A 23,949-nucleotide genomic window follows, 5' to 3' on the forward strand; every position below is an offset into this window, starting at 1 on the left:
CTTATGAATATCCAAGTTCGCCATATTCATTCCTTCATCGCCGTCGCGAATGAGAAAAGCTTCGCGCGGGCTGCCGAGAAGCTGAATGTCTCTCAACCAGCCCTGTCGCAGACGATCATCCAATTGGAACAGACCCTGGGCTTTCCGGTGTTTGAGCGCACCACCCGAAGTGTCAGTCTGACGCCGTCGGGCGAAAAGCTGTTGGCTAGGGCGCGGGCGATTAGCCAATCGCTCGAAGCCCTGTACGGTGAGGCACGGTCGCTGCAACTCGCGCTCAAGAACGAATTGCGCGTTGGGTACATGATCGGTACCGCCGTGCAGTTTATCCCAGCAATCGTTCGTGAGTTTGAGCGAATTCGTCCGGGTGCCTCCCTCCACCTGCAAGAGTTTGATTTCTCGGATCCGAGCGCCGGCCTGAGAGACGGCAAGGTCGATTGTGGTATCATTCGGCCGCCGATCGACCTGGACGACATCGACCTTGTCGAAATCGCACGCGAGAAATGTGTCGCATGTCTCCCTACGGGACACCGCCTTAGTCGGCAGGAAACGGTTGTGCTCGACGATATACTCGACGAGCCGATCATTGCCGCGCCGGTGCCGGGCGTATGGCGCGACTACTGGTTAGCAAATGACTACCGCGTCGACAGGCCGGCGAAAGTTGTGTTCGAGGCTGCCACCGTCGAATCCGAGCTTCAGGCGGTCGCATCCGGTCGCGGCATAAGCATCACCGCCGACAGCACCGCGCAATACTACGCTCGGCCAGGCGTGGTCTTCAGGCCGATTCGTGACATGCGGGAATGCGTCATCGCCATCGGTTATCGAGGCACGCCGAACAAGCTGGTCGCAGATTTCATTTCGGTGGTAAACCGGGTTTCCCAAGGCCACGATGGCTAAGTTGGGAGATAGCGGCGCGCCATGTTTCTGCTGTCCATGTCCTCCGCCTAACAGCACCTCGATCGAGGCATGAGGATTGCGGAGTTGCAGGCACTCCCCCGAGAATTCCAGCCTGCCGTCACGCACCCTGGCCGCAGACGCTTCAACACGCCGTGATCATTGGTAGGCAACCCCCGCTTCGCCAGCGGAGGGGAAATCATCCGCGGGTATGATGAAGTCAACAACCCTGCACAGTGCATCCATATCGCGTCGTTCAGGACATATGTCCTTAGTCGCCATGCAGAGCGCTCCCGTTTTCGCGGTCGAAGACGTAAATGCTTTTGGGATCGACGCATAGGGTAAGCCGGGTTCCACGTCTTAGCGAGGCATCAGGCGACACGCGCGCAACGGCCTTCGTGCCGGCGATGATGAAGTGTACCAGGGTATCCATTCCAAGAGGCTCGACAAGCTCTGCAACGGCTTCGATCCGGGTCGATATTTGGCCTCCGTTTGGACTGAGGGATAAATGTTCGGGCCGGATGCCGAGGTCGACTGTCCGCCCCACCGCGTCGGCGAATCTGGAAATGCCTCCAGGCAGTTCGAGACGCGAGCCATCGGACAGGACGCCAATCAGTTGTTCTCCATGTCGTTCTAACGCTGCGCTGACGAAATTCATGCCAGGCGACCCGATGAACCCGGCTACGAACTTGGTCGCCGGTTTCAAGTATAGTTCCTGAGGCGGCGCGATCTGCTCTATCTTGCCGGCATTCATGACGACCACCCTGTCGGCAAGCGTCATCGCCTCGATCTGGTCATGGGTGACATAGACCGTTGTGGTCGGCACCGCCTCGTGGATCTGTTTTATCTCCGCGCGCATCTGGACGCGGAGCTTGGCATCCAAGTTCGAGAGCGGCTCGTCGAACAGGAATACCGCCGGATTTCTGATCATGGCGCGCCCCATTGCAACGCGTTGGCGCTGTCCGCCAGAGAGTTGCCTTGGTTTGCGTTTAAGCAGGTGGCCGATGTCCAGGATCCGGGCGGTCTCGATCAGTCTCGTTTGGATTTCACCACGTGGCGTCTTCTTCAAACGCAGCCCGAACGTGATGTTGTCCTCAACCGAAAGATGCGGGTAAAGCGCATAATTCTGGAAAACCATGGCGATGTCACGTTCTCCCGGCAGGAGGTCGTTAACCCGTCGCTCGCCGATTTTTATCTCTCCACCCGTGATGGTCTCGAGTCCGGCGATCATGCGCAGTGTGGTGGATTTTCCACATCCGGAAGGGCCGACCAGCACCACGAACTCGTGATCCTTGATGCTGAGGTCGATTCCGTGGACGGTTTGAACGTCCCCATAGGCCTTGACGACTTTGTTCAGCTCGATGGCGGCCATAAGCCCTCCGGTGTTGGGTCTTGGCGGTTATCGATCGCGGACGAGGATGTTATCGCTCTTGAGCCAGAACGGCGCGAAATAGAGCGGTGTCGAGGAAAGCGGCAGGATGTCCGCCCGTAGTTCCACGCCAATCACGTTCTTCATGAAATCGCGGCGCGCGGCGATGCGCTTGAACGTCGACGGATGCTTGACCTCGATTTGGGATCTCAGCGGTGCGTCGGCAAACACCACGGCGTCCTCGCAGTTCAACGCCCAGCCGACTGCGATCGGCGTCGGGATCACGTCGACCTGGAAATGCATGCCCGAGCGGATGCGGTCGTTCGAGCCAGGCCGAACCGGGCTATGTGTCCACTCCTCGTAGCCGCCAAGATGCCCCGGATTGAGAGCCGGCCCGAGCTTCGATTTTGCGAGCGTCGATACTACCGTTTCATGAAGAGTGCCGCCCTCGACGCCGATCGCGGCCGTCTCGTACCAGGAAATCAGGCCTTGAAAATAACCCTTGGCGATAGCGAGAAACTCGTCGTTGGCGACATCGAAAAGGCCCGCTCGGGAGGAAAGACCGCCCCAATGTCCGATTGCGGTCGTAACACCGTCGCCACGCTTGAGCTTGCGGCCCGTTGCGCTTCGCAGGCCAATCACGGTTTCACCCTTGCTGGCCGACGCGAACATGGTATGGACGTTCAGCGGGTCTCCAGCATATCCCATGCGCGAGACGGCATCGAACTCGCTGTCACCCTCCTGGACCCCGGAAACGATCCTCCACGTCGCCAGTGAGCTGCGTGTTGCAGCCCATTCGAACGCCGCGATCTGATCAGCATCGACGGTGACGGCGACGCCGTTTTCCGGGTGCATCAGGATATGGGTCGCATCCCGCAGCCTGCCGGAAGGGCCGACCGCTCGCTGAAACGCCTGTACGTAGACCGCGGGGACGAAATAGGCTGTTTCGGAAGCTTCGTCCTCAAATGGCTCGAGATACTTCCAGCCCACCAGCCCTATGGTGTCGCCTGCCTTGATTCCAGCGTCGCCAAGACGGTCGGAAAAGCGAGGGAAACGAGAGCGATCCTGCGCCATGAGGCTCAGGGTCTGGCTCAAAAGCACCGTCAATCCCGACAAGCGCGCGAGTGGAGCGTAGCTTTCGGACTCGTTGCCGGTGAGCAGTACACGCTTGTTGTTCGGCCCAAGAAGAAGGAAGGCTTCTTCGAAGCGCGGCTCGAAACCCGTCAGGAAAGCGATGTTGCCGAAATGCTCCCGATCGGCATAAACGGCCAGCCAGTCGCACCCCGCTTTGTCATAGGCGGCGCGGACACGAGCATCATATATCTCAGCGGGAACGTGCGGCCTTTCGCCGAGGATGCCGAAGTCCGGCAACCGAACGGATGTGAGGGAAATGGTCATTTGGCATCCTTTTGTTTGTGCCGGCGCGAGAGCTGTTGAAATTGGCTGCGAGGGAGATCAATCGCCGTACATCCGGGCCTGCGCGTCCCATTCGAAATCTTTGTCGAGAGGGTAGGTCGGACGAGGCAACAGGTTCCATTGCAACTGCGTCATGTCCAATTGCGAGGTGCCGTCGCTCAGCAGCAGGATATGGCGAGCCGAGACATCTTCGAGCTGAGGATGGAGATACCCAAGCTTGACGACATATGCCTTGTGCTCGGTTGGACTGATGTCCATTGCAACGAAATGGTGCGGCGTGGTTATGCCGATGGCATTGGCGTGGAATGTTGCAATCACGTTGCCGCTTCGCACCTTGGCCCACGCGCCCTCCTTGGATCGGTATGGCTGAAATCCCGGCAGCACCAACTCTTCTCCGCATGCCTCCACGAGCACGCTGACGCGGCGCGCCGTCTTCGGACGGGAAAGATGCTCGGCCCCCAATTCGATTTCCACCGTCGAGCCGACACCGGCCTGGACGAGTTTACGGACAGTCTCGGGAGCTGTAATGCCGGCGACAACGACATCGCGGACCTGTTCGTCGTCGAGCGCTGCCTGCAAGACAAGGGTCAGATCTCCGGCCGCACCGGCCGTGGTGTTGTCTCCCGAATCGGATACGAACACGGGGCGCTGCGGGCATTCGACCGCGAGTCTCAGTCCCTGCCGAACCTCGGCGGTCTCCATCTTGAGATTGAATTCTGCGCGCTTCGCCCATATGGCTTGCGCCAACCGTGTGGCCTGCACGCGCGCCAGCTCGGCGTCGCCGTCGCTTACTGCAATCGCCGATACGGCGGTCCAGGGCCTGTCGTTCCACGCGAATCCGACAAGGATGTTCGCCTCCATCATGCCTGGCACGCTGTCGTATTCGGGCAAGGAGCCGTAGAGGCTTTTCGCGGGCTCCAGGGTTGTGACCGCCGTCTCCCCGGGGACGAGAATTGGTAGGCTCACGACGGATTTCTTGGGCGTAATGCCGGTTCGAATGACCCGGATAAGCTGGTCGGCGGCTCGGTACCCCGTCTGCCTGTCGTCACGATGCGGCGCGGTGCGCAGAACGCTGATGACCGTGGACGCCTCGAGAAGTTCCGGAGTCATGTCGCCATGGAGATCGAGCGACACGCCGATCGGCACATCAGGCCCAAGGACATTCCTGATGGCCTGAATGAAATCGGTGTCTGCGTCGATGTCCAAACCCTGGACCTCCAACGCGCCATGATTGGCAACGAGCATCCCGTCGAACGGCCCGCGTTCGCTGATCAGCGCGAGCGTCTTTTCCTTGACGTCTTGATATGCCGACAGTTCCAGCGGCCCGCCGGGCAGCGCAGTGGCCCAGTACAACGGGACCGCCTCGACGTCGCTATCCTGCGCCATGCGCGCTAGCATGCCCCGGACCATCCAGACATCGCCTTCGGACAAGTCCCTGCCGGTGTAGTGTTGTATCGCGTCCTGCGTGGTTGGAACCGGAGAGGCGAGCATGATTTCAATGGAGAGGCCGACGATAGCTATGCGCATTCTCTGACTTTCGGACGGACTTGGATTGAGTTCATGGAAGGACGTGCGGAGAATCGAGACCCGTGACACCGTCCAGCGCGAGTGCGACACCACCGAGAAACGGGCTGACCGTCGACAACTGCGAGAAAATGACCTTGGTCTGGACCGACATCGAAGGATGCGCCAGTCGCTGCAGGGCGCGTTCGACCGCTGGCCGAAGGTAAGGTTCTGCGCTCGCCATATCGCCGCCAAGGCAAACCAATGGCGGATTGAAGATGTTCACGAGACTGGAAATCGCAGAACCGAGGACTGCGCCAGCATTGTCGAGCACACCGACAACGACCTCATCATTCGCGTTGGCGCGCTCAATGATCTCTTTGAAGGAGGATGGCAGATTGCCGGTCAGCCTGCCGATCTCCTCTGCCAGCGCAGGCTCGCAAAGGTAGGCTGAAAGGCAACCCGAGGCGCCGCAGGAACAATAGCGGCCTTGCGGGACCACCTTGATATGTCCCAGTTCTCCCGCCAGTCCCGTCGAACCGCGATAGATGTCGCCGTCGAGGAATAGAGCGCCGCCGACGCCAGAGCCCGAGAACAGATAAATAAAATCTCTGACGTCGACGCATTCACCGAACATGTATTCCGCCATCGCGGCGGCCTTGCCGTCATTGCCCGCAAAAACGGGAGCATCCAGTGCAGAGGAGAACATATCCACCACAGGGACGCCGCGCCATCCAAGGACGGGAGCGTGAAGCAGTACGCCCTCGTCCGTGAGGAGGCCTGGAAGTGAAATGCCGACTCCGAGCGTCTCGCTGTCGCGACCGCATTCACTGACTATTTCCTTCACCCCCCGAGCGACGACATCGGCGACTTCGTCGAGCTTTCCATCGAAAGCCTGGACCTTGGAGCACACAGGGATTCCGTCGAGTGCGGCGGCGACATAGCCGATTGTGTCAGCCTCGATCTGAACGCCAACGATCAGACCGCTTTCGGGAGAGATGGTGAGGCCTTCCATAGGGCGACCAGGTTTGTTGCTGGTCGCCACAGGGTTGCGTTCAACCAGTCCCAACTCACTGAATTGATTGACAATGGAGGAGACGACAGACTTGTCGATGCCCGTCTTGGCGACGATGTCGCGCTGCGAAACGTTAGGCTCGATGCGTATCCTGTGAAAGATCGCATTGGCATTGAAATGCCTGATGTACGACTTGCTCAAGCCTTGCTCCGATATTTTTCTTGTTTTGAGAATAATTCATACGAGGAGGCCGTATGGGTTGTCAATCGACGAACACCTGTGAATTTCATTTTTCGTATTAATATCGTTATATATCAATCTGTTGCGTGAATTGTCTTCATCGTATGGCTCGCCCACTGGGATATTTTGAACGCGATCTGTTGACGCGCATCGTTTTTTGGAGGTAGGTTTTTCTTGTTTACAGAATATATGCCGACGGCAAAACGCTCGGCTGAACAGAGGGTAGAACAATGAGTAACTTGAAATGGGTCGGCATGGCGCTCGGGGTGCTCGCGAGCGCATCAGCGGCCAGGGCCGACGGTCCCAAGGAGCTTTGGCACTATTATGCGGCGGGATCTGAAAAGGCCGGTATCGAAGCCCTGATCGCTTTCGCCAACAAGCAGAATCCCAACAACCAGATCGTCGGCAAGGTGATTCCGGGCAACGCCGTTGAAATGCGTCGTCAATTGCAGACCGCGTTCATGGGAAACACGCCGCCCGCCGCCTATCAGAGCTCGATGGCATCGGAGCTGAAGACGTTCGTCGACAGCGGCAAACTCCATGATCTCTCGGAGACCTGGGCAAAAATCAAGGGCGACGAGATTTTCCCGGAGGGCGTTCAGCGGGTCGTCAAGATCGGCGGCAAGCCCTATGGCATTCCCTATGACCTGTCGCTGATCAACAACATCTTCTACAACAAGGCCATCTTCGAAAAAGCAGGGCTTCAGCCTCCCAAGGACTACGAAGGCCTGGTGGCCGCATGCGACAAGCTGCGCGCGGCGGGCGTGGAGCCTTTGGGCAATGCGGGGGGGCCGTTCTGGAGCCTGTATAACTTCTACGCGCCCCTCGTCTCCACTGTGGGCACCGAGGGCTACTACAAGATCGCGAGCGGCGAACTCGGCTTCGATAGTCCGGATTTCCGCAAGGCCCTCGACCTCTACCGCAGCACCATGGTGAAGTGCTACGCCAAGAACTGGAGCGGCAAGACCTGGACTCAAACGGCCGACGATGTCGTCAACGGCAATACCGGAATGTTCATGATGGGCGCCTGGGCGGCGGCCTATTTCAAGCAGGCGGGTTTCGCACCCGTTGAGAAGTTCGATGTGTTTCCAGCGCCAGGGACAGAGGGCAAGGCGATTTTCCAGATGGATGCCTTTGCGGTTCCGGAAGGACCGGCCGATACGCTTGAAACCGCTGAAAAATTCGTCATCTCCGCGGCGTCGGCGGAAGGTCAGGCGGCATTTGCCATTCCGAAAGGTTCACTCGCACCAAATGTGACGGTTGATCCGTCGATCTACGATGCCGTGGGTGCCAAATTCGCGAAGGAACTGGCGGATGCATCAAAGGCCAACGCTGTGCTGCCGAACCTGTTTTTCCTGCTGCCCACCAAGGTCGGCACGGAATTGGGCGTCCAAATGGAGAAATTCGCGATCGACCCCTCCGATGCAAACGAAAACGAGATGATAACGACGCTTGAGGGCTTGCGGCAGGAAGCTTTGACGGAGGGATCTTATCTGAAGTGGTGATACCGTGGTCGGGCCGATACATGTCGGCCCGACATCCAGGGACGCTGACGATACGATTTGTTGATTCCGCTCGCCGAGAGAACAATCCGACATGCCGAACTTCCAACTTATGCGCCGGAAGTTTCAGACCGAAGGGGTGACCCACGCAGTCTTTCTGTCGCTTCCTGTAACCCTTTTTGCTGTTTTCTATGTCTATCCCATCGTTTCCACATTCAATCTGTCGCTTCACAGCTGGGATGGTTTCTCACCCTCTCCGAAGTATGTCGGGCTGCAGAACTACGTCGTGCTGCTTCACCAATCGCGCTTCTTCCACGCTCTTTTGAACAACATTTCCTGGCTCGTCTTCCTCCTGCTTGGGCCAACGAGCCTCGGCCTGCTCCTGGCGGCTTTGCTCGACAGGGGCATGAAGGGAGAATCGGTGTTCCGGGTCATCTTCTTCCTGCCCTTCACGATCCCGGCCGTGGCCGTGGCCGCGATCTGGCGCTGGATGTATGAGCCGACCAATGGCCTGCTGACGACAGTCATGCGGTCGGTCGGGTTGGGTGGCCTGGCTCAGAACTGGCTGGGGGACCCCTCGATCGTCAACTTCGCGCTCATGGGCTCGATGATGTGGTGGACGACGGGTTTCGCCTTCCTGGTGTTCTTCGCGGGCCTTCGCAATATTCCGGTCGAGTACATAGAGGCCGCGAGGATCGAGGGGGCGACGCCCTGGCAGGTCTTCTGGAAAGTCAGCTTCCCGCTTCTATGGCCCTCCACGATCGTCGTCCTCGGTATGGCCGCGGTCGACGCGATGCGCCTGTTCGATATTGTCTGGGCGATGACCAATGGCGGCCCCGCATATGCCTCCGAGGTCCTGGCCACGCAGATGTACGACACCGCCTTCGGTAGATTCGAGATGGGCCGCGCCAGCGCGATTTCGGTCTACCTTCTGGTGATCGCCGGGGTCATCATCATGCCCTACATCTACCAGCTGGCAAAACGTGTCCAGGACAGCGAGGCGGAATAGATGAACACTGCAACCGCCAAGCGCACGGCTCTACCGTTTTCGATCCTGGTGGCGGCGGCGGCGATCTTTGCCGCCCCCCTGGTCGTTGCGTTCCTGACGTCGCTCAAATCGCCGTCCGAAATAACGCGAGTGATCGCGTTGCCGAACGAACTCTTCTTCCAGAATTACGCCATCGCCTACGAGCGGATGGGGCGAAGCTTCCTGAACTCGATTGCGATTACGGTGCCATCCGTGATCCTGTCGCTGCTGGTGGGGGCGATTTCCGGCTATCCGCTTGCCTACATGCGCGGAGCTGGCGGACGGGTGGTCTATCTCTTCCTGCTGACGGGCATGCTCGTTCCCTTCCAGATCGTCCAAATCCCTCTGTTTTTTCTGATCAGGGCGATTGGTCTTTACGACACTATTCCCGGCATGTGGCTGGTCCACACCGCCTACAGCGTTCCCTTCTGCACCTTCTTCATGCGGAATTTCTTCGCGTCGGTACCCAGGTCGATGTATGAGGCGGCACTCATCGACGGCTGCAGCCCGGCAGCCTACTTCTGGCGGCTTCTTCTTCCGGCGTCGGGATCAGGTCTCGCCGCTCTCGCGATCATCCAGAGTCGCGCCATCTGGAACGACCTTCTCTTTGCCATTACCTTGACAACGAGCGACGAGGCCAGACCTGTCACGGTGACGATAGCCGGTTTCGCCAGCAGCCTGCAGGTTGAATACGGTCCGCTGATGGCCGCCACGCTTATCTCGCTTCTGCCGGTGATGCTCGCCTACCTGCTCTTCCAAAAAGCCTTCGTGCGCGGTTTGCTTGGGGGAGCCGGGAAATAATCGGATCCAGATCCATCAGATCTGAAATAGTGATCACCAGTTTTAGTCTGACGCATGCTTGGTTGAGTCAACGACGTCTCCTTACGATGAGGTGGCGCCAGCTCGACGTCGTCGACAAGCGCGCGTCAACGCATTATTCCAAGCCCCGCTTCGAGCTGTTCGCCGAACAGCCGGCTGCCTATCGCGCGTCCGTCATCGGCAATACGCCGGTCAAGATCGCTGTCGAGGCCGCCATTCGCCAGGGCTGGGATTGCTTCATTGGGCGGGATGGCGATTTCGTCGGCATGCAGTCCTTTGGCGCATCCGGCCCGGCAAGGATCTGTTCCGGCATTTCGGCATAACCGCCGAAGCGATCGTCGCTGTCGCGCGGAGCAAACTGCCCCCTGCGAGATAAGGCCGAGGCAGGCCCGCAATGTCCCAGAACCATGCCTGCGGAGTGGTGCCAGGCGAACTGAGGATCGGGAAGATGGTTGGTGCAGATGGCGGATGATCCGTTTCTATCGCAAGCGCATCCGTGCATCAATGTCTCGACGGGCGCTCGGCGACATCGGTGGAAGTTCCATTACGGCAAACTGCGTCCTGCTACATGTTAAAGTGCTACATATTGTGACACAGACAGATCAAGACCTTTCCCAATCCAGCCCGATATCGAGGATCGGCGCACCGTGTGTGATCCAGCCAATCGAAATCAGGTCGACGCCGGTCGCGGCAATTGCAGGGGCCTTCTGCGCGGTCACGCGGCCCGATGCCTCGGTAATCGCCCGTCCGCCAACCATCGCCACGGCCTGGGTCAGCTGCTCGACCGACATGTTGTCCAACAAAACCGCGTCGGCTCCGGCCGCGAGTGCCAGTTCGAGCTGCTCAATCGTGTATGAATGGGATGGTTTGAGCGAGCTCGATCGTTCGGCGCTATAACGGACTACGGCTCTGCAAATATATCCGCCGTGCTTCCGGGCTGATCGAGCCTCCAGATGCGGGCCATGCAGAGGCGGATCTCGTCAGCGGTAGCGCCGCCTCGAAATTCGGCAAGGCGTATGGCCTTGGCTTCCAGTTCCTGTTTCGCAAGCGTGTTGCCGGGGTCGCCCTTGGGCTCGTCGACGCGGGCATCGAGTTTGCGGCCGTCAACAGTCGTGACGCTCACCTTGCCGACCCATTGCTTGGGATAAAGGGTGTCGACCTCGGCGTCGCGTTCCATCCGCACCTTCGCGCGGAAGCGGGCGATGCGGGTGTCGGCAAGTGCGTGGCGTTCGAACGCGTCGAGGTCGGCGACGCCATGGACGGCGATGAGCCCCAACACCGTACCCATGGAGAACTTCGCCTGATGGACGGTTTGCGGAATGACCACCGCGCCCAGGACATCGATGGCTCCCTGGTGGACATGGGTCACCACGTCAGTGATGTCGTCCGGACCGAGCCCCTCGCGGAGCATGAGAAGCTGCAGCGCATCAGCGGCCGGATGGGTGTGCCGGCAGGCGGCGTGCCATTTGAAGGACGTCTCCTCGGTTGCCCAACGGCTGCCGAGGCCGTCCGTCAGGCGGGCCGGATCGGCGTCGCTGGACATGCCGGCCGCCATGCCCTTTTTCCCTTCGAGGATCTGCGCGGCCCCCTTGAAGCCATCGCGCGCCAGATAGGCAGAAAACAGGCCGTTGGCGGCCGCTCGCGCCGTATGAAGCTGCTTGGAATCGGCGGCACCACGCAGGAATTCCCAGAGCCCCGCCGCCTGGGTGCCGGCGGAGCCGAGCGCATGGTTGAGGCCGGCTGCGTCCAGCCCGATCAACTTGCCGACCGCTGCGGCCGCGGCGACAGAGCCAGCCGTGCCGGTGGTGTGGAATATCTCGTAGTGCGAGCGTCCGAGGAACTCGCCAACACGAATACCCGTCTCGTAACCGGCTATGCAGGCCGTCAGGATGTCGCGGCCGGACTTGTTCTCGGCCTCGGCAACCGCCAGGACGGCCGGAAAGATCACTGCCGCCGGATGAAAGACCGAGCCGTTGTGAACGTCGTCCTGTTCCACGACATGGGAGGCCGCGGCGTTGACCATCGCCGCAAAATAGGGGCTGGTGCGCCGCCGCGTCGGGATGATGGTGCTTGGGCCGTCCGCCGGCCCCATCGCGCGCGCAAAGCCATCAATCATCTCGACCTGGTGCGCGCCCTTGCCGGCCAGCGCCGAGCCGAGCCAGTCGATCATCAGTCCTTGCGCGAAATGAACGACGCGGGGCGGAATTTGTTCGAAGTCGAGTGCGGCAATGAAGGCGCAGAGCCTGGCGGTCGGCCAGTCGGCGGTGTCCGTGCTCATCTGTTGCCCCTCCTCTGCATGCCCTTTAGACCAAAGCGGCCCGGCGCAGCACCTGCCTTGCACGTTCGATCACCGGCCGATCCACCATCTCGCCGTTGACCTGGCTGGCTTCGCCTGATGAGGCTGCACCAATGATGTCGCGTGCCCATGTGATTTCATTTTCGCGCGGGCGAAAGCCATTGCGAATCGGCTCGATCTGCCTCGGGTGAACAGCCATCTTGCCGCCGAAACCCATCTTCATGGCATGGCGTGCGTCATCTTCGGTGATTTCGGGACTGCTCAGGTCGGTCGTCACGCCGTCGATCGGCGCGGCCCGGCCAGCCGCGCGCGAACGCCAGACGATTTCGTTGCGCGCCGCAAGCAGGATCAGCCGATCATGCGCGCAACCGAGATCGAGCGAGAAGTCGACCGAGCCGAAGGCAACGGCAACGACGCCGGGCGTGGCCAATATGTCCGGCAGGTTGGCGAGGCCTACGGCGCTCTCGACCAGCGCGATGACGGAAACGCTGCGTGCCATGTGCCTGGTCATATCAGCAATGTCTTCCGGGCGTTCGGCCTTGGGCAGCATGACGGAGGCGCCGTCGAGGCGCCGCACGGCATCGATGTCCGCTTCGTGCCAAGGTGTGCCAACGGCGTTGATGCGGACCACGACCGCGGATTTCAGCGCGGCTGCATGAGCGACAATTGCTTCGCGAGCGCGGTCCTTGTCGCCAGGGGCGACGGCATCCTCGAGGTCGAGAATGACCGCGTCCGCGCCGCTGCTGTCGGCCTTGGCAAACCGCTCCGGCCGCGAGCCGGGTACGAAAAGCGGCACGACAGGCGTGACGAAGCTCACCATTGCGCCGTGGCCTTGACCGTCACATGGCCGTCGGCCGACCGTACCTCGAGAGCCATGCCGTCTTGGCCTGGGGATGTTGCACTCAGAAGCAGGCGCTGTGGGCCGCTCGCCGGACGCACGCCGCGGAACGAGAAGCGGCGCGGCGCGGCGCCTACAATAGCGGTGGCGAAGTTCACGAGCAGTGTCGCCTGCAGCGGACCATGGATGACGAGCCCGGGATAATGCTCGACCGTCGTGGCGTAGGGCGCGTCATAGTGGATGCGGTGCCCGTTGAAGGTCAGCGCCGAATACCGAAAAAGCAGCACCGGATCGACGTCGACCGAAAGCTCGTGCGGTGCGGTCGGGTTTGGATTTGCTGGCGGGGCAGAGGGCGCAGCATTGGCTTCGGCACCGCGATAGACGATGGTCTGGTCCTCCTCGATCACCGGGCCGGCGTCGTTGGCAATGTCGTGCCGGACCGTGACGAAGGTGAGCGGGCCGGTGCGGCCCTGCTTCTCCTCGATAGCGGTCAATGTCGAGCGGCGGCGGATGCGATCGCCAGAGCGGATCGGAGCCATGAAACGCACATCGCTGGCAGCCCACATGCGGCGTGGAAGCAGCACCGGCGGCAGGAAGCTGCCTTTGGCCGGGTGCCCGTCAGGTCCGAGTTCGCGCCTATCGGCAATATCGGGCGTCAGGCACCAGTGCAGTCCCGGCGTGGCCGCGCCCTCCGCAGTTTGCGCTGCGTAGTCGCCAAGCGTGGCGCCAAAGCTGGCCAGCAGGCGCGGGGTCACAACATCCTCGACCTCGTATGTGCGTCCAACCCATTCCTGCAGCGTGCTTGTGTCCAGGCTCATGAGGTCCTCGTCAGGCGGCGAATTCGGACCGGATCCGGTCTGTGTCGGCGCCAAGGGCGGGAACGCTGGGGACCGTTGCGAATCCCTCCGCCCGCCCTGGCGGCACCGGCACGGCGATGCGCCTGCCGTCCGGCAGCGCCACCTCTGTCCTGCGCAACGCCTTGTGGTGAGGCAGGTCGCGCATTGCGCTCACCCGACCCCAGGCGATCTGTGCCTCGTTGAGACGGTCTATGGCCTCTTCGCAGTCGATTGCCGCGAAGATCGGTTCGATCTCGGCGTCGAGCGCCGTGCGGTTGGCTACCCGCCAGGCATTGGTGGCGAAGCGTTCGTCGGCGAACAGGTCCTGTCTTTGCAGCACGACGCTGCAGAAGCGCTTCCATTCATTGTTCTGCTGGATGGACACGACCACGCTGCCGTCCCGACAGGCATAGGGTCGATAGGGGTAGATCGAAGCGTGCGCCAGGCCATATCTCTGCGTCTCGCGGCCCGCATATTCGTAGTGCAGCAGCGGCACGGCCATCCAGTCGGCCATGGCGTCGAACATGGCAATTTCGACAATGCGACCGCGCCCGGTCTTTTCGCGCGCCAGCAAGGCTTCGAGGATCGCCGCATGGGCGTTCATGCCGGTGGCGATGTCGGCGGCGGAAACCCCGACCTTGCTCGGCGTGTCCGGTGTGCCGGTCACCGCGCAGATGCCGCTTTCGGCCTGCACCAGCATGTCGTAGGCGCGCATGGCCGCGTAGGGCGTGTCCTGCCCGTAGCCGACGATGTTGATGGCAATCAGCCGAGGGAATTTTTCCGCAATCACATCGGCGGAGAGGCCGAGCCTGTCGATGGCGCCCGGCGCGAGATTCTGCACCAGGACATCCGCGCGCGCCACCATCCGGTGCAGCAGAGCCAGGTCGTGCTCGGTCTTCAGGTCGAGAACCGCGCTTTCCTTGCCGCGGTTGAGCCAGACGAAGTAAGCCGACATGCCTTCAACAGCGGAATCGTAGTGACGCGCGGTTTCGCCTTCCGGGCGCTCGATCTTCACGACGCGTGCGCCGGCATCGGCGAGGCGGACCGTGCACAGCGGAGCGGCGACGGCCTGCTCGATGGAAACGACAAACAGGCCCTCCAGCGGGCGGGCGTCGTCAGACATTGCGCTGCACCCCGGAGCGGGCGAGCACACCAGGCTTCAGCCGCTCGTTCTTGCCGTAATCCTCGGCGGCGTGGAAGAACAGATGCGGCGTGCCGTCAATGTCCTCGAGCCGCTTGCGGTAGGCTTCCAGATAGGCCTGGCGGCCATCGTCGCCGACACGGCCCGGCATATAGGCGACGAAGGGCGGCAGCACGTCGAAACCGGAATAGCGCAGCAGACCATTGTGGATCGGCCACAGCACCGTGAGGATGTCGCCATCGATGCCGTCGGGCGCGTAGGTGTCGGCCGATGTGCCCGTGGTGGCGGCCACCATGGCGAACTTTCCCCTGAACATACCGGTGTCGTATTTGCGGCCCGGCAGATAGGCGAAACCGCGCGCGAAGACACGATCGGCCCAGCCCTTGAGCATTGCGGGCATTCCGAACCACCAGACCGGGAACTGGAACAGCACGAAGTCCGCCCGCTTCAGTTTCTCGATCTCGGCGCTGATGTCGGCCGACAGTGCGTCGGCCTCGTAGGCTACGGTCTGCTCGCGCGGCAGGCTGAAGAAGTCCGCATCGTTGCGCTCGCCTGATATGTCGCCCGGCCCTGCGACAGGATTGAAGCCCTTCGCATAGAGGTCGCTGACGACCACATCGTGGCCTGCGCGGGTCAAGGTTTCCACAGCCAGATCCTTCATGGCGCCGTTGAAGGATTTTGCTTCCGGGTGTGCATAGACAATGAGGACGTTCACGGACGACTCCTAGTAGGAACGCGGTAGTCCAAGCACGTGCTCGGAAAGGTATGACAGGATGAGGTTGGTCGAGATCGGCGCGACCTGATAGAGACGCGTCTCGCGGAACTTGCGCTCCACATCGTACTCTTCCGCGAAACCGAACCCGCCATGCGTCTGGATGCAGACATTGGCGGCCTCGTTCGAAGCGTCGGCTGCCAGCATCTTGGCCATGTTGGCTTCAGCGCCGGGGTTCTTGCTGGCCTCGTAGAGGTTCAGCGCCTCGCGCACCATCAATTCGGCCGCGCGCATGTTGGCGTAGGCTCTTGCGATCGGAAACTGGATGCCCTGGTTCTGGCCGATCGCCCGGCCAAACACATGCCTTTCCTTGGCGTAGGTGCCTGCCTTTTCGATGAACCATTTCGCATCGCCGACGCATTCGGCTGCAATCAGGATGCGCTCGGCATTCATGCCCGAGAGGATGTAGCGGAATCCCTTTCCCTCTTCGCCGATCAGGTTTTCGGCCGGCACGCGCAGATCGTCGAAGAAGACTTCGGTGGTGGCATGGTTCATCATGGTGCGGATCGGCCGGATGGTGAGGCCGTTGCCAACGGCTTCGCGCATGTCGACGATGAGGACGGAGAGGCCGTCGGTCTTCTTCATGCCGTCCTTGAGCGGTGTAGTCCGCGCCAGCAGCAGCATCAGATCCGAATGCTCGGCGCGGCTGGTCCAGATCTTCTGGCCCTTGACCACGAAATGATCGCCATCAAGGCGAGCCGTGGTCTTGAGCGCGCCGGTATCCGTGCCGCTGGTCGGTTCCGTGACGCCGAAGGCCTGCAGGCGCAATTCTCCCGCGGCGATCTTCGGCAGGTATCGCTGCTTCTGGGCTTCCGAGCCGTGGCGGACAAGCGTGCCCATCGTGTACATCTGGGCATGGCAGGCGCCGCCATTGCAGCCGGCGCGCTGGATTTCCTCCAGCACGGCAGCGGCGGCCGAAAGCGGCAGGCCCGCGCCACCATACGCCTCGGGGATCAGGATCGAGAGCCAGCCGGCCTCGGTCAACGCTGCGACGAATTCACCGGGGTAGGTCATGTCCCTGTCGAGGGCGCGCCAGTATTCTCCGGGAAAGCGCGCGCACAGCCTGGCGACGGCATCGCGAATGTCCTGATAGGATTCCATGAGGTTTGTCCGGCTTTTCGTCTTGCTGCGGGCCTCACTATCGCGCCTCAATGCCCTGTCAGCAATGCAAGGCGGACGTGAGCAGATATAACGGAATTCGAATGCTTAGGGCGGGGGGCCGAGAAGCTGGCCAACCCAGACGGCCCGCCCGACAAGATCCTTGACGACGTCCTCTATCGCTTGTCCTGCAAACCGCGCCAGCCGCGAGGCAGGCCGGTCTGCCGGGTAGGCAAGGATCAGGCGGCGCACGGGCACCGGGTCGATCAACGGCGCGGCGGTGAGCAGCCCGGCGGTCACGTCGGCATGGATGGGAGCGAGCGGCAGGATCGTCCAGCCATGGCCGTTGCGCACCAGGTCCTTCAGCGCCGAATACGAATCCGCTTCGATGCCGACATCGAGCGTGATGCCGGCATCCGTGGCGCAGCGTTCGACAATGATGCGCAGCCCGTGCTTGATGCTGGGCAGCAGCAGGCGCTTGCCGGCGAGCGAGGCGAACGATACGGCGCGCACGGTCGAAAATCCCGCGTCGGGCGGTCCGATCAGGAAGAGGTTTTCCAGGAGCAGCGGACGCGAGCGCAGTGAACGTGCCATGCGTGGGTCGTAGAGCACCGCAACGTCGACCTCGCCGCGATGCATCCAGTCCAGCAGATAGCCTGTGTAGGCGCTGACAAGTCTGAGTTTCGCCTTGGGATGGGCCTTGCCGAAGGCGGCAGCCAGCGGCAGCGAAATAATGTCGGCAACAGTGGGTGGCAGGCCGATGGCCACTTCGCCGGTCAGCGGCGCATCGGCGGGCGTGGCCGTGGCGCGGATCTCGTCGATCTCGGCCATCACGCGCATGGCGTGCGTCAGCACCTCCTTGCCCTGCTCGGACAGCACCATGCCGCGTCCGTGGCGCAGGAAAAGGGCAAAGCCCAATTCCTCCTCCAGCATGCGCACCTGCCGGCTGAGCGCCGGCTGCGCGATGTGCAGCCGGTCGGCAGCCTTGCTGAGGCTGCCGAGTTCAGCGACGTGGATCAGGGTGCGTAGCTGCGACAATTCCATGAGCTATCGAATATCATTATATCTGGTCACAAGAAAGAGACGAAGATTAGATCGGACGGCCGAGGTAACCTGGTTCCAATCCAAATTCCCGGAGGTCCAAGGTGACGGCGAGCGTAGAAGCAAAACATCCGCAAGCAGCAGCGCTTGCAGCCGCTCCGGCGGCGTCTGAAAGGCAGTGGCCAGATCAGGTCTATGACGTGCTCAAGGCTGCCGGCATCAGTCATATGTCCTATGTGCCGGACGCCGGCCATACCACATTGATCCGCCTTTTCAGTGAGGATCCCGAGGTCGTCACCAATGTGCTGACGACGGAGGAGGAGGGTATCGCCATTGCCGCAGGCTCCTGGCTCGGCGGCAAGCGGAGCGTCGTGCTCATGCAATCCTCAGGCGTCGGCAATTGCATCAACATGCTGTCGCTTCCCGTGCAGGCGCGCTTTCCCTTGCTCGTCCTAGTGACGATGCGGGGCGAATGGGCCGAGTTCAATCCGTGGCAGGTGCCGATGGGGCAGGCGACGGAGGCCTCGCTGAAGGCTATCGGCCTCAGGGTGCTGCGCGCCGAGACCGGTCCCGACCTCGTGGAGACGGTGGCGCAAGCGGCCCTGATGGCTTTCGACGCGGACCAGCAGATTGCCGTGCTGATCGGGCAGCGGCTGCTCGGCAAGAAGAAGTGGTGAGCGACATGAATTTACCGACGATGGACCGCCGGGTTACGGTGAAGAAGCTGCTCGACGCCCGCGACGGCGCATTGGTCGTGACCGGTCTCGGCTCGCCGAGCTACGACGTGCATGCCGCCGGCGACCGCAACGACAACTACTATCTGTGGGGCGCCATGGGGGGTGCTGCGCTGATCGGCCTCGGGCTTGCCCAGGCCCAGCCCGACAAGCGGGTCATGGTTATTACCGGAGATGGCGAACAGCTGATGGCGTTCGGTTCGCTGGCGACGATCTCGGTGGCGCGGCCGAAAAATCTCGACCTAATCGTGCTCGACAACCAGCATTTCGGCGAGACCGGCATGCAGTCCAGCCACACCGGCAAGGGCATTGGTTTCGACAAGGTCGCGGCCGCCTGCGGTTTTTCGAAAACCGCCGAGTTGCGTTCGCTGGAGGAGGTCGACACGCTGTGTGAAGAGCTTTGCCGCCCGGCCGACGGCCCACGCCTTTTCGTGCTGAAAATCACCGCCGAGAACCTGCCGCGCTCGCTGCCGCCGCGCGACGCGGTCGAGGTCAAGAACCGCTTTCGCGCCCATCTGGGCTTTGCCACCTGTTGAGGGCCGATATGACGCTGGTCAGTTTCCAGAACACGGTCGGCGGTCGGCTGCAACCGATTGCCGATACATTCGAGAGCCATGATCCGTTTACCGGCAAGCCCTGGGCCCTGATCCCGCGCGGCGGAGAGGCCGAGGTGGACGCTGCCGTGGCGTCCGCCAAAGCGGCTTTCCGGTCGAAGGAATGGGCCGGCATTACGCCCACCGCGCGCGGCAAGCTGCTTGTGCGACTGTCTGAGCTGATCGCCGAGAATGCGGATCGCATTGCCGCCATCGAGACGCGTGACAACGGCAAGCTGATCACCGAAATGACGGCGCAGCTGCATTATATCCCGGAATGGTTCCGCTATTTCGGCGGTCTTGCCGACAAGATCGAAGGGTCGGTGCTGCCGATCGACAAGGCAGGGATGTTTGCTTTCACCCGCCACGAGCCGCTGGGTGTCATTGCGGCAATCGTGCCGTGGAACTCGCCGCTTCTGCTTCTGACTTGGAAGCTCGCGCCGCTGCTGGCGGCCGGCAACACTGTCGTCGTCAAGCCGTCGGAACATGCCTCCGCCTCGACGCTGGAGTTCGTGAAACTGTTTGCGCAGGCGGGCTTTCCCCCTGGCGTGGTCAACACCGTCACCGGCATGCCGCTGGATGTCGGCGTGCCGCTCGTTGCCCACCCCGACGTCGCCAAGATCGCGTTTACCGGCGGTGAGCCCGGCGGGATCGCCGTTTACCGCGCGGCTGCCGAACAGCTCAAGACCGTCACGCTGGAGCTCGGCGGCAAATCGGCCAACATCGTCTTCGACGATGCCAATATCGAGAGCGCGGTCAACGGCGCGATATCAGGCATTTTCGCCGCCAGCGGCCAGACCTGCATTGCCGGCTCTCGCCTGCTGGTGCATCGCAAGATCCATGACCGGTTCGTGGAGAATGTCATAACGCTGGCGGCCAGCGCTCGACTGGGCAATCCGGCGCTGGCCGAGACGCAGGTGGGACCGATCACCACGCAAGCCCAGCGCGAAAAGGTGCTGTCCTATCTCGGCATCGCGCGCCGCGAGGGTGCACTTTGCGTGCTGGGCGGTGGCAAGCCGGCTTCCGGCGAACTGGCCGAGGGCTGGTTCGTCGAGCCCACCATTTTCACCGGCGTGAACAACACCATGCGGATCGCGCGTGAAGAGGTGTTCGGGCCGATCCTGTCGGTCATTCCGTTCGACGACGAGGACGAGGCCTTCGCCATTGCCAATGACAGCCCCTACGGACTGGCGGCCGGGATATGGACCAGCGACATGGGCCGGGCGCTGCGCGGCGCGGCCGCGATGGAAGCGGGGATGGTCTGGATCAATTCATATCGCACCGTCTCCTACATGGCGCCCTTCGGCGGCTACAAGAGGAGCGGTATCGGTCGCGAAAGTGGGCAGGAGGCCATCAATTCCTATCTGCAGACCAAGACGGTGTGGATAGACACGGCCGGCAAGACCGCCAATCCCTTCGTTATCCGCTAGGGTAGGCTTCGGTGGGAGAATCTTCCTTATCCGTGGCCAAGCTCGGCACATCGCTCCCTGAGACGGTGGCCGACTTACAATGATCGAGGGACTGGACATGAGACAGGCAGGCAAGGTGGCTGTTGTCACAGGAGCGGCGCGCGGCATCGGACGCGCTTGCGCGGAACGCTTTCTGGCCGAAGGCGCGAAGCTCGTGCTCGGCGACATCGATGCCACGGAACTGAGAAAATGTGCCGCGGAAATCGGCACCACCGACAGCGTCCTGGCTCTCGTTACGGATGTCAGCAAGAAGGACCAGATCGATGCGCTGGTTGCGGCGGCGGTAGCGAAGTTCGGCCGTGTCGACATCATGGTCAACAATGCCGGCATCGCTCCGGTTCAAGACTTTCTCGACATCACAGAGGCGGACTACGACAGGGTTCTCGCCGTCAATCTGAAGGGCGCGTTCATGGGCACCCAGGCGGCAGCCCGGCAGATGATCGCGCAGGGTGGTGGCGGCGTTATCATCAACATGTCGTCGATCAATTCCGGCCTCGCCAACCCGCGCGTCGCCACCTACGCGATCTCCAAGGGCGGCATGAACCAGGTCACCAGCACCGCGGCCGTCGCCTTCGCTCCCCACGGCATCCGCGTGGTCGGTGTCGGCCCGGGCACTATCGCCACGGACATGGTCATGGACGGGACATTCATCGACTCGGAAGAAATGCGGCGGGCGGTTCTTTCGCGCACACCGCTCGGGCGCCTCGGCACGGCAGCCGAGATCGCCTCGGTCGTGGCGTTCCTGGCCAGCGACGACGCTTCCTACATCACCGGCGAGACGATCTACCCCGACGGAGGGCGCCGGGTGCTGAACTATACGGTCCCGATCAAGGAGTGAGGATATGGGTAATTTCGACAAGCTGCATCACATCTGCATCGTCGTGCACGATATCGACAAGGCGCAGGCCTATTATGACTCCATCGGCATCGGGCCATGGGAGTCCTATCCGCCGCTGGCTGAATACGAAGAACTCCAGGTCCCAAGCCCGGAGGGTTTCAAGGCGATGCAATACCGGATTTGCAACCTGCCGAACACTCAGCTGCAACTGTGCCAGCCGAACCACGATCCTTCACCACAGCGGATTCATCTCGATACAAAGGGTGAAGGCGTCTTCCACATCGGCTTTGAGGTCCGTGATGCGGACGCAGCCGAAACCAAGGCGAAAACCGACGGCCTTGCCGTGCTGATGCGCGGGCGCCGGGAAAACCGCACCGGCTTCACCTACTACGACACAGCCGACAAGGCGGGGGTGATCCTGCTGACGCGGGCGACCAATCTGCCCGGCAAATGATCTTCGCGCGAAGGATTGGGGCTGGACAAGGAGACGGGGCGATTGATCAGCTGCCCCGCAATTCCTGAAGCCGGTCGACCAGGAATTTGCCGCTGGTGATGATGTGCATTTCCAAAAGGCCGACTGCGCGCAGTGTGTCCTTGGCTTCGCACAGGTCGATGAGCTGCCAGTGGTCGCGGTCGGACTGGGCTTGGATCTCGGTGAGCGTCACCATCATGCGCGTGTAGCGTTCGAGCTGCTGGTAGATGCGCCCCACCAGTTCGATCGTCGCCTTGCGGCCGGACGGCGCGTAGAGCGCTGCGTGGAAGTTCCAGTTGAGCTGGTTCGAGTACTCGCCGGTCTTGCCCTGCTCCTGGTGCTGTTTTGCGCGCTCGCGGGCCAGCGCGAGGTCGGCCTCCGTCATCCTTGGAATGGCTAGTGCCAGTAGCCATGTTTCGATCCGGGCCCGCAATTCGTAGAGCTCGAGGATCTCGTCCAGGGAAATGGAGGTGACGACGGCGCCCTTGTGGGAAACCAGCGTGACGAAGCCTTCCGAATGAAGCTGATGCAGCGCCTCTCGCACCGGAATTCGGCTGACGCCGAACTCGGTGGCCAGATGCTCCTGCCGCAGCTGGAAGTTGGCCTCGTATTCGCCGATCAGGATCTTCTGCCTGATGGCATCGGCGACCTGGGTCGAGATGGTTTTCTTCTGTACGAGCATGAATCAGCCTGGGGCGGCCGCCGTGTTTGTCGACTGGCGCCGTTTTGATTGAAGAAGTGGACGCATAGCACCGTTGTCACTGCGATGCCATGTCGCCCGTTTCGCTTCAGTAGACATGTTCCTCGATGGGCTGGTTGCCAGCGATCCGTTCGTAGCGGAAGGCCGATAGGTCGACAGAGCGGTACTCGCCATAGGCAATGAGATCACTGACGCCCGACCCGGTTGCCGCTGCATGCATCATGCCGTGGCCGCTGAAGCCGGTGGCCAGGACAAAGTTCGAGATCTCGGGATGCCGGCCGATGATGCCACTGTGGTCGAAGGTGTTGTACTCGTAGAGCCCCGCCCAGGCGCGCAGCATGCGCAATTGTTCGAAGCCGGGTACACGATGGGCCAGCGCCGGCCAGATCAACTCGTCGAACAGGTCGTAGTCCACATCCAGGCCAAAATCGTCCGGGTCGTTCTCGCGCACCGGCGGAATACCGCACAGGAAGAGCTGACCTTCCGGCCGCAGCCAAAAGCCGCTTGTGTCGAAGACGAAGGGGCAGTTGTCGATCCTTGCCGGCGTTTCGAAGACGAAGACGCAGCGCTTGCTCGGGACAACCGGCAACTCGGCGCCGGCCATCCTGGCAATGCCCGCGCTCCATGGTCCGGCCGCGTTGATCACTGTGCCGGCGGCAAGCCGTTCGCCATTGTCCAGAACCACTTCGCCGACCTTGCCGGGAGACGCCATGCTCAGTCCGGTCACCGTCGCGGCGAGATAGTCCACGCCCTGCGTGCGCGCCTTGCGGCGAAATGCCTGCATCAGGCCAGGGCCGTCGAACCAGCCTTCGCTGCCAAGGCCGAGTGAGCCAAGCGCGAGATCGTCCGTGTTGAGCCACGGGAAGCGTTGTGCCAGTTCGACCTGCTCGATCAGCTCGGCGTCGACGCCCATGCCGCGCTGAACGCGGTTCTTGGCGCGCTGCGCGTCGGCCCGCTCGGGCGTCGCCAGCACGAGATAACCGGGCTCATGCAGGCCGATGTCGGCCAACTCATCGCCAATGGCAAGCCGTGTCTTTACCTGGCGCAGGAAGTCGATGCTGAACTTCGACATGGCGATGTTCGGCGCCGTGCCGAACTGCTGGCGTATGGCGCTGGTCGATAAGGAAGACGAGGACGCCGTGTAGTAGGGGTCCCGCTCGATCACCGCGATCCTGCCATCGAAATCCGGATTGGCTGACAGGAAGTAGGCGATCGAGCTGCCGACAACGCCTCCGCCGACGATCACCACATCATAGTTTGTGCCCATTCCAATCGTGTTCCCTATCTCGAATGTTATCGGTGGCGACGAAGGATTGGATACTTTTCTCTATCGACCCAC

22 protein-coding genes and 2 pseudogenes are annotated in these 23,949 nt (G+C 61.6%); 10 read left to right on the forward strand and 14 right to left on the reverse strand.

Going from position 1 to position 23,949, the window contains the following annotated elements; genetic code table 11:
• Nucleotides 1-3: 3 nt before the first annotated feature.
• Nucleotides 4-894 carry a LysR family transcriptional regulator gene (locus C8D77_RS05680; RefSeq protein WP_109660083.1) on the forward strand — a complete coding sequence of 297 codons (891 nt, stop codon included), beginning with the start codon at nucleotides 4-6 and terminating at the stop codon, nucleotides 892-894.
• Between the two features lie 268 nt (nucleotides 895-1,162).
• Here C8D77_RS05680 and C8D77_RS05685 read toward each other — a convergent pair whose 3' ends face one another.
• Genes C8D77_RS05685 through C8D77_RS05700 form a run of 4 tightly spaced genes read right to left on the reverse strand, consistent with a single transcriptional unit; the run spans nucleotide 1,163 to nucleotide 6,395 of the window.
• Nucleotides 1,163-2,263 carry an ABC transporter ATP-binding protein gene (locus C8D77_RS05685; protein ID WP_109660085.1) on the reverse strand — a complete coding sequence of 367 codons (1,101 nt, stop codon included), beginning with the start codon at nucleotides 2,261-2,263 and terminating at the stop codon, nucleotides 1,163-1,165.
• Between the two features lie 27 nt (nucleotides 2,264-2,290).
• Nucleotides 2,291-3,658, reverse strand: coding sequence for a M24 family metallopeptidase (locus tag C8D77_RS05690; RefSeq protein ID WP_109660087.1), 1,368 nt, complete (start codon nucleotides 3,656-3,658; stop codon nucleotides 2,291-2,293).
• A gap of 57 nt (nucleotides 3,659-3,715) precedes the next feature.
• Nucleotides 3,716-5,203 carry a M81 family metallopeptidase gene (locus tag C8D77_RS05695; RefSeq protein ID WP_109660089.1) on the reverse strand — a complete coding sequence of 496 codons (1,488 nt, stop codon included), beginning with the start codon at nucleotides 5,201-5,203 and terminating at the stop codon, nucleotides 3,716-3,718.
• Between the two features lie 31 nt (nucleotides 5,204-5,234).
• Nucleotides 5,235-6,395 carry an ROK family transcriptional regulator gene (locus C8D77_RS05700; protein ID WP_109660092.1) on the reverse strand — a complete coding sequence of 387 codons (1,161 nt, stop codon included), beginning with the start codon at nucleotides 6,393-6,395 and terminating at the stop codon, nucleotides 5,235-5,237.
• Between the two features lie 293 nt (nucleotides 6,396-6,688).
• On the opposite strand from C8D77_RS05700, the gene C8D77_RS05705 reads away from it, so the two are divergent.
• The 4 genes and pseudogenes from C8D77_RS05705 to C8D77_RS05720 form a co-directional block, all read left to right on the forward strand.
• A complete protein-coding gene (locus C8D77_RS05705) occupies nucleotides 6,689-7,939 on the forward strand; it encodes an ABC transporter substrate-binding protein (protein WP_245951695.1) in 1,251 nt (416 codons plus the stop codon).
• Nucleotides 7,940-8,075: 136 nt separating this feature from the next.
• The gene (locus C8D77_RS05710) at nucleotides 8,076-8,945 is read left to right on the forward strand and encodes a carbohydrate ABC transporter permease (protein WP_245951645.1); all 870 of its coding nucleotides are present in this window, start codon (nucleotides 8,076-8,078) and stop codon (nucleotides 8,943-8,945) included.
• Nucleotides 8,946-9,764 (forward strand): carbohydrate ABC transporter permease, encoded by an 819-nt coding sequence (locus C8D77_RS05715; protein ID WP_109660098.1) that lies wholly within the window; start codon nucleotides 8,946-8,948, stop codon nucleotides 9,762-9,764.
• Between the two features lie 137 nt (nucleotides 9,765-9,901).
• Nucleotides 9,902-10,158 (forward strand): annotated as a pseudogene (locus C8D77_RS05720) (transketolase-like TK C-terminal-containing protein); the annotation flags it as partial.
• Nucleotides 10,159-10,384: 226 nt separating this feature from the next.
• Here the strand turns inward: C8D77_RS05720 and C8D77_RS05725 are convergent.
• The 8 genes and pseudogenes from C8D77_RS05725 to C8D77_RS05760 all read right to left on the reverse strand — a co-directional run.
• Nucleotides 10,385-10,633: pseudogene (locus C8D77_RS05725) on the reverse strand (nicotinate-nucleotide diphosphorylase); the annotation flags it as partial.
• Between the two features lie 50 nt (nucleotides 10,634-10,683).
• On the reverse strand, nucleotides 10,684-12,060 hold the full coding sequence (locus C8D77_RS05730; RefSeq protein ID WP_109660100.1) for an MmgE/PrpD family protein: 1,377 nt from the start codon (nucleotides 12,058-12,060) through the stop codon (nucleotides 10,684-10,686).
• A 25-nt stretch (nucleotides 12,061-12,085) separates the two neighbouring features.
• Nucleotides 12,086-12,898 (reverse strand): HpcH/HpaI aldolase/citrate lyase family protein, encoded by an 813-nt coding sequence (locus C8D77_RS05735; protein WP_109660102.1) that lies wholly within the window; start codon nucleotides 12,896-12,898, stop codon nucleotides 12,086-12,088.
• The gene (locus C8D77_RS05740; protein ID WP_109660104.1) at nucleotides 12,892-13,734 is read right to left on the reverse strand and encodes an HTD2 family dehydratase; all 843 of its coding nucleotides are present in this window, start codon (nucleotides 13,732-13,734) and stop codon (nucleotides 12,892-12,894) included. Before C8D77_RS05740 ends, C8D77_RS05735 begins: the two co-directional genes overlap by 7 nt.
• A gap of 10 nt (nucleotides 13,735-13,744) precedes the next feature.
• The gene (locus C8D77_RS05745) at nucleotides 13,745-14,875 is read right to left on the reverse strand and encodes a CaiB/BaiF CoA transferase family protein (RefSeq protein WP_109660106.1); all 1,131 of its coding nucleotides are present in this window, start codon (nucleotides 14,873-14,875) and stop codon (nucleotides 13,745-13,747) included.
• Nucleotides 14,868-15,608 carry an NAD(P)H-dependent oxidoreductase gene (locus C8D77_RS05750; protein ID WP_109660108.1) on the reverse strand — a complete coding sequence of 247 codons (741 nt, stop codon included), beginning with the start codon at nucleotides 15,606-15,608 and terminating at the stop codon, nucleotides 14,868-14,870. The genes C8D77_RS05745 and C8D77_RS05750 overlap by 8 nt, the downstream gene beginning before the upstream one ends.
• 9 nt (nucleotides 15,609-15,617) lie before the next feature.
• On the reverse strand, nucleotides 15,618-16,766 hold the full coding sequence (locus tag C8D77_RS05755; protein WP_109660111.1) for an acyl-CoA dehydrogenase family protein: 1,149 nt from the start codon (nucleotides 16,764-16,766) through the stop codon (nucleotides 15,618-15,620).
• Nucleotides 16,767-16,871: 105 nt separating this feature from the next.
• The gene (locus tag C8D77_RS05760; protein ID WP_109660113.1) at nucleotides 16,872-17,807 is read right to left on the reverse strand and encodes a LysR family transcriptional regulator; all 936 of its coding nucleotides are present in this window, start codon (nucleotides 17,805-17,807) and stop codon (nucleotides 16,872-16,874) included.
• Nucleotides 17,808-17,908: 101 nt separating this feature from the next.
• Between C8D77_RS05760 and C8D77_RS05765 the strand changes: the two genes are divergently transcribed.
• The 5 genes from C8D77_RS05765 to C8D77_RS05785 all read left to right on the forward strand — a co-directional run bounded on the left by C8D77_RS05765 (nucleotide 17,909) and on the right by C8D77_RS05785 (nucleotide 21,892).
• Nucleotides 17,909-18,481: a thiamine pyrophosphate-binding protein gene (locus tag C8D77_RS05765; RefSeq protein ID WP_109660115.1), complete on the forward strand. Its 573-nt coding sequence runs from the start codon at nucleotides 17,909-17,911 to the stop codon at nucleotides 18,479-18,481.
• Between the two features lie 5 nt (nucleotides 18,482-18,486).
• Nucleotides 18,487-19,074: a thiamine pyrophosphate-dependent enzyme gene (locus C8D77_RS05770; protein ID WP_109661313.1), complete on the forward strand. Its 588-nt coding sequence runs from the start codon at nucleotides 18,487-18,489 to the stop codon at nucleotides 19,072-19,074.
• An 8-nt stretch (nucleotides 19,075-19,082) separates the two neighbouring features.
• The gene (locus tag C8D77_RS05775) at nucleotides 19,083-20,561 is read left to right on the forward strand and encodes an aldehyde dehydrogenase (protein ID WP_109660117.1); all 1,479 of its coding nucleotides are present in this window, start codon (nucleotides 19,083-19,085) and stop codon (nucleotides 20,559-20,561) included.
• A 97-nt stretch (nucleotides 20,562-20,658) separates the two neighbouring features.
• Nucleotides 20,659-21,438 (forward strand): SDR family NAD(P)-dependent oxidoreductase, encoded by a 780-nt coding sequence (locus tag C8D77_RS05780; protein WP_109661315.1) that lies wholly within the window; start codon nucleotides 20,659-20,661, stop codon nucleotides 21,436-21,438.
• 4 nt (nucleotides 21,439-21,442) lie between these two features.
• Nucleotides 21,443-21,892, forward strand: coding sequence for a VOC family protein (locus tag C8D77_RS05785; protein ID WP_109660119.1), 450 nt, complete (start codon nucleotides 21,443-21,445; stop codon nucleotides 21,890-21,892).
• A 46-nt stretch (nucleotides 21,893-21,938) separates the two neighbouring features.
• On the opposite strand, the gene C8D77_RS05790 is transcribed toward C8D77_RS05785, so the two are convergent.
• On the reverse strand, nucleotides 21,939-22,592 hold the full coding sequence (locus tag C8D77_RS05790) for a GntR family transcriptional regulator (RefSeq protein ID WP_027167548.1): 654 nt from the start codon (nucleotides 22,590-22,592) through the stop codon (nucleotides 21,939-21,941).
• A gap of 106 nt (nucleotides 22,593-22,698) precedes the next feature.
• The gene (locus tag C8D77_RS05795) at nucleotides 22,699-23,877 is read right to left on the reverse strand and encodes an NAD(P)/FAD-dependent oxidoreductase (RefSeq protein ID WP_109660121.1); all 1,179 of its coding nucleotides are present in this window, start codon (nucleotides 23,875-23,877) and stop codon (nucleotides 22,699-22,701) included.
• Nucleotides 23,878-23,949: the final 72 nt, after the last annotated feature.

The organism is Mesorhizobium loti (assembly GCF_003148495.1).
GTDB lineage: Bacteria > Pseudomonadota > Alphaproteobacteria > Rhizobiales > Rhizobiaceae > Mesorhizobium > Mesorhizobium loti.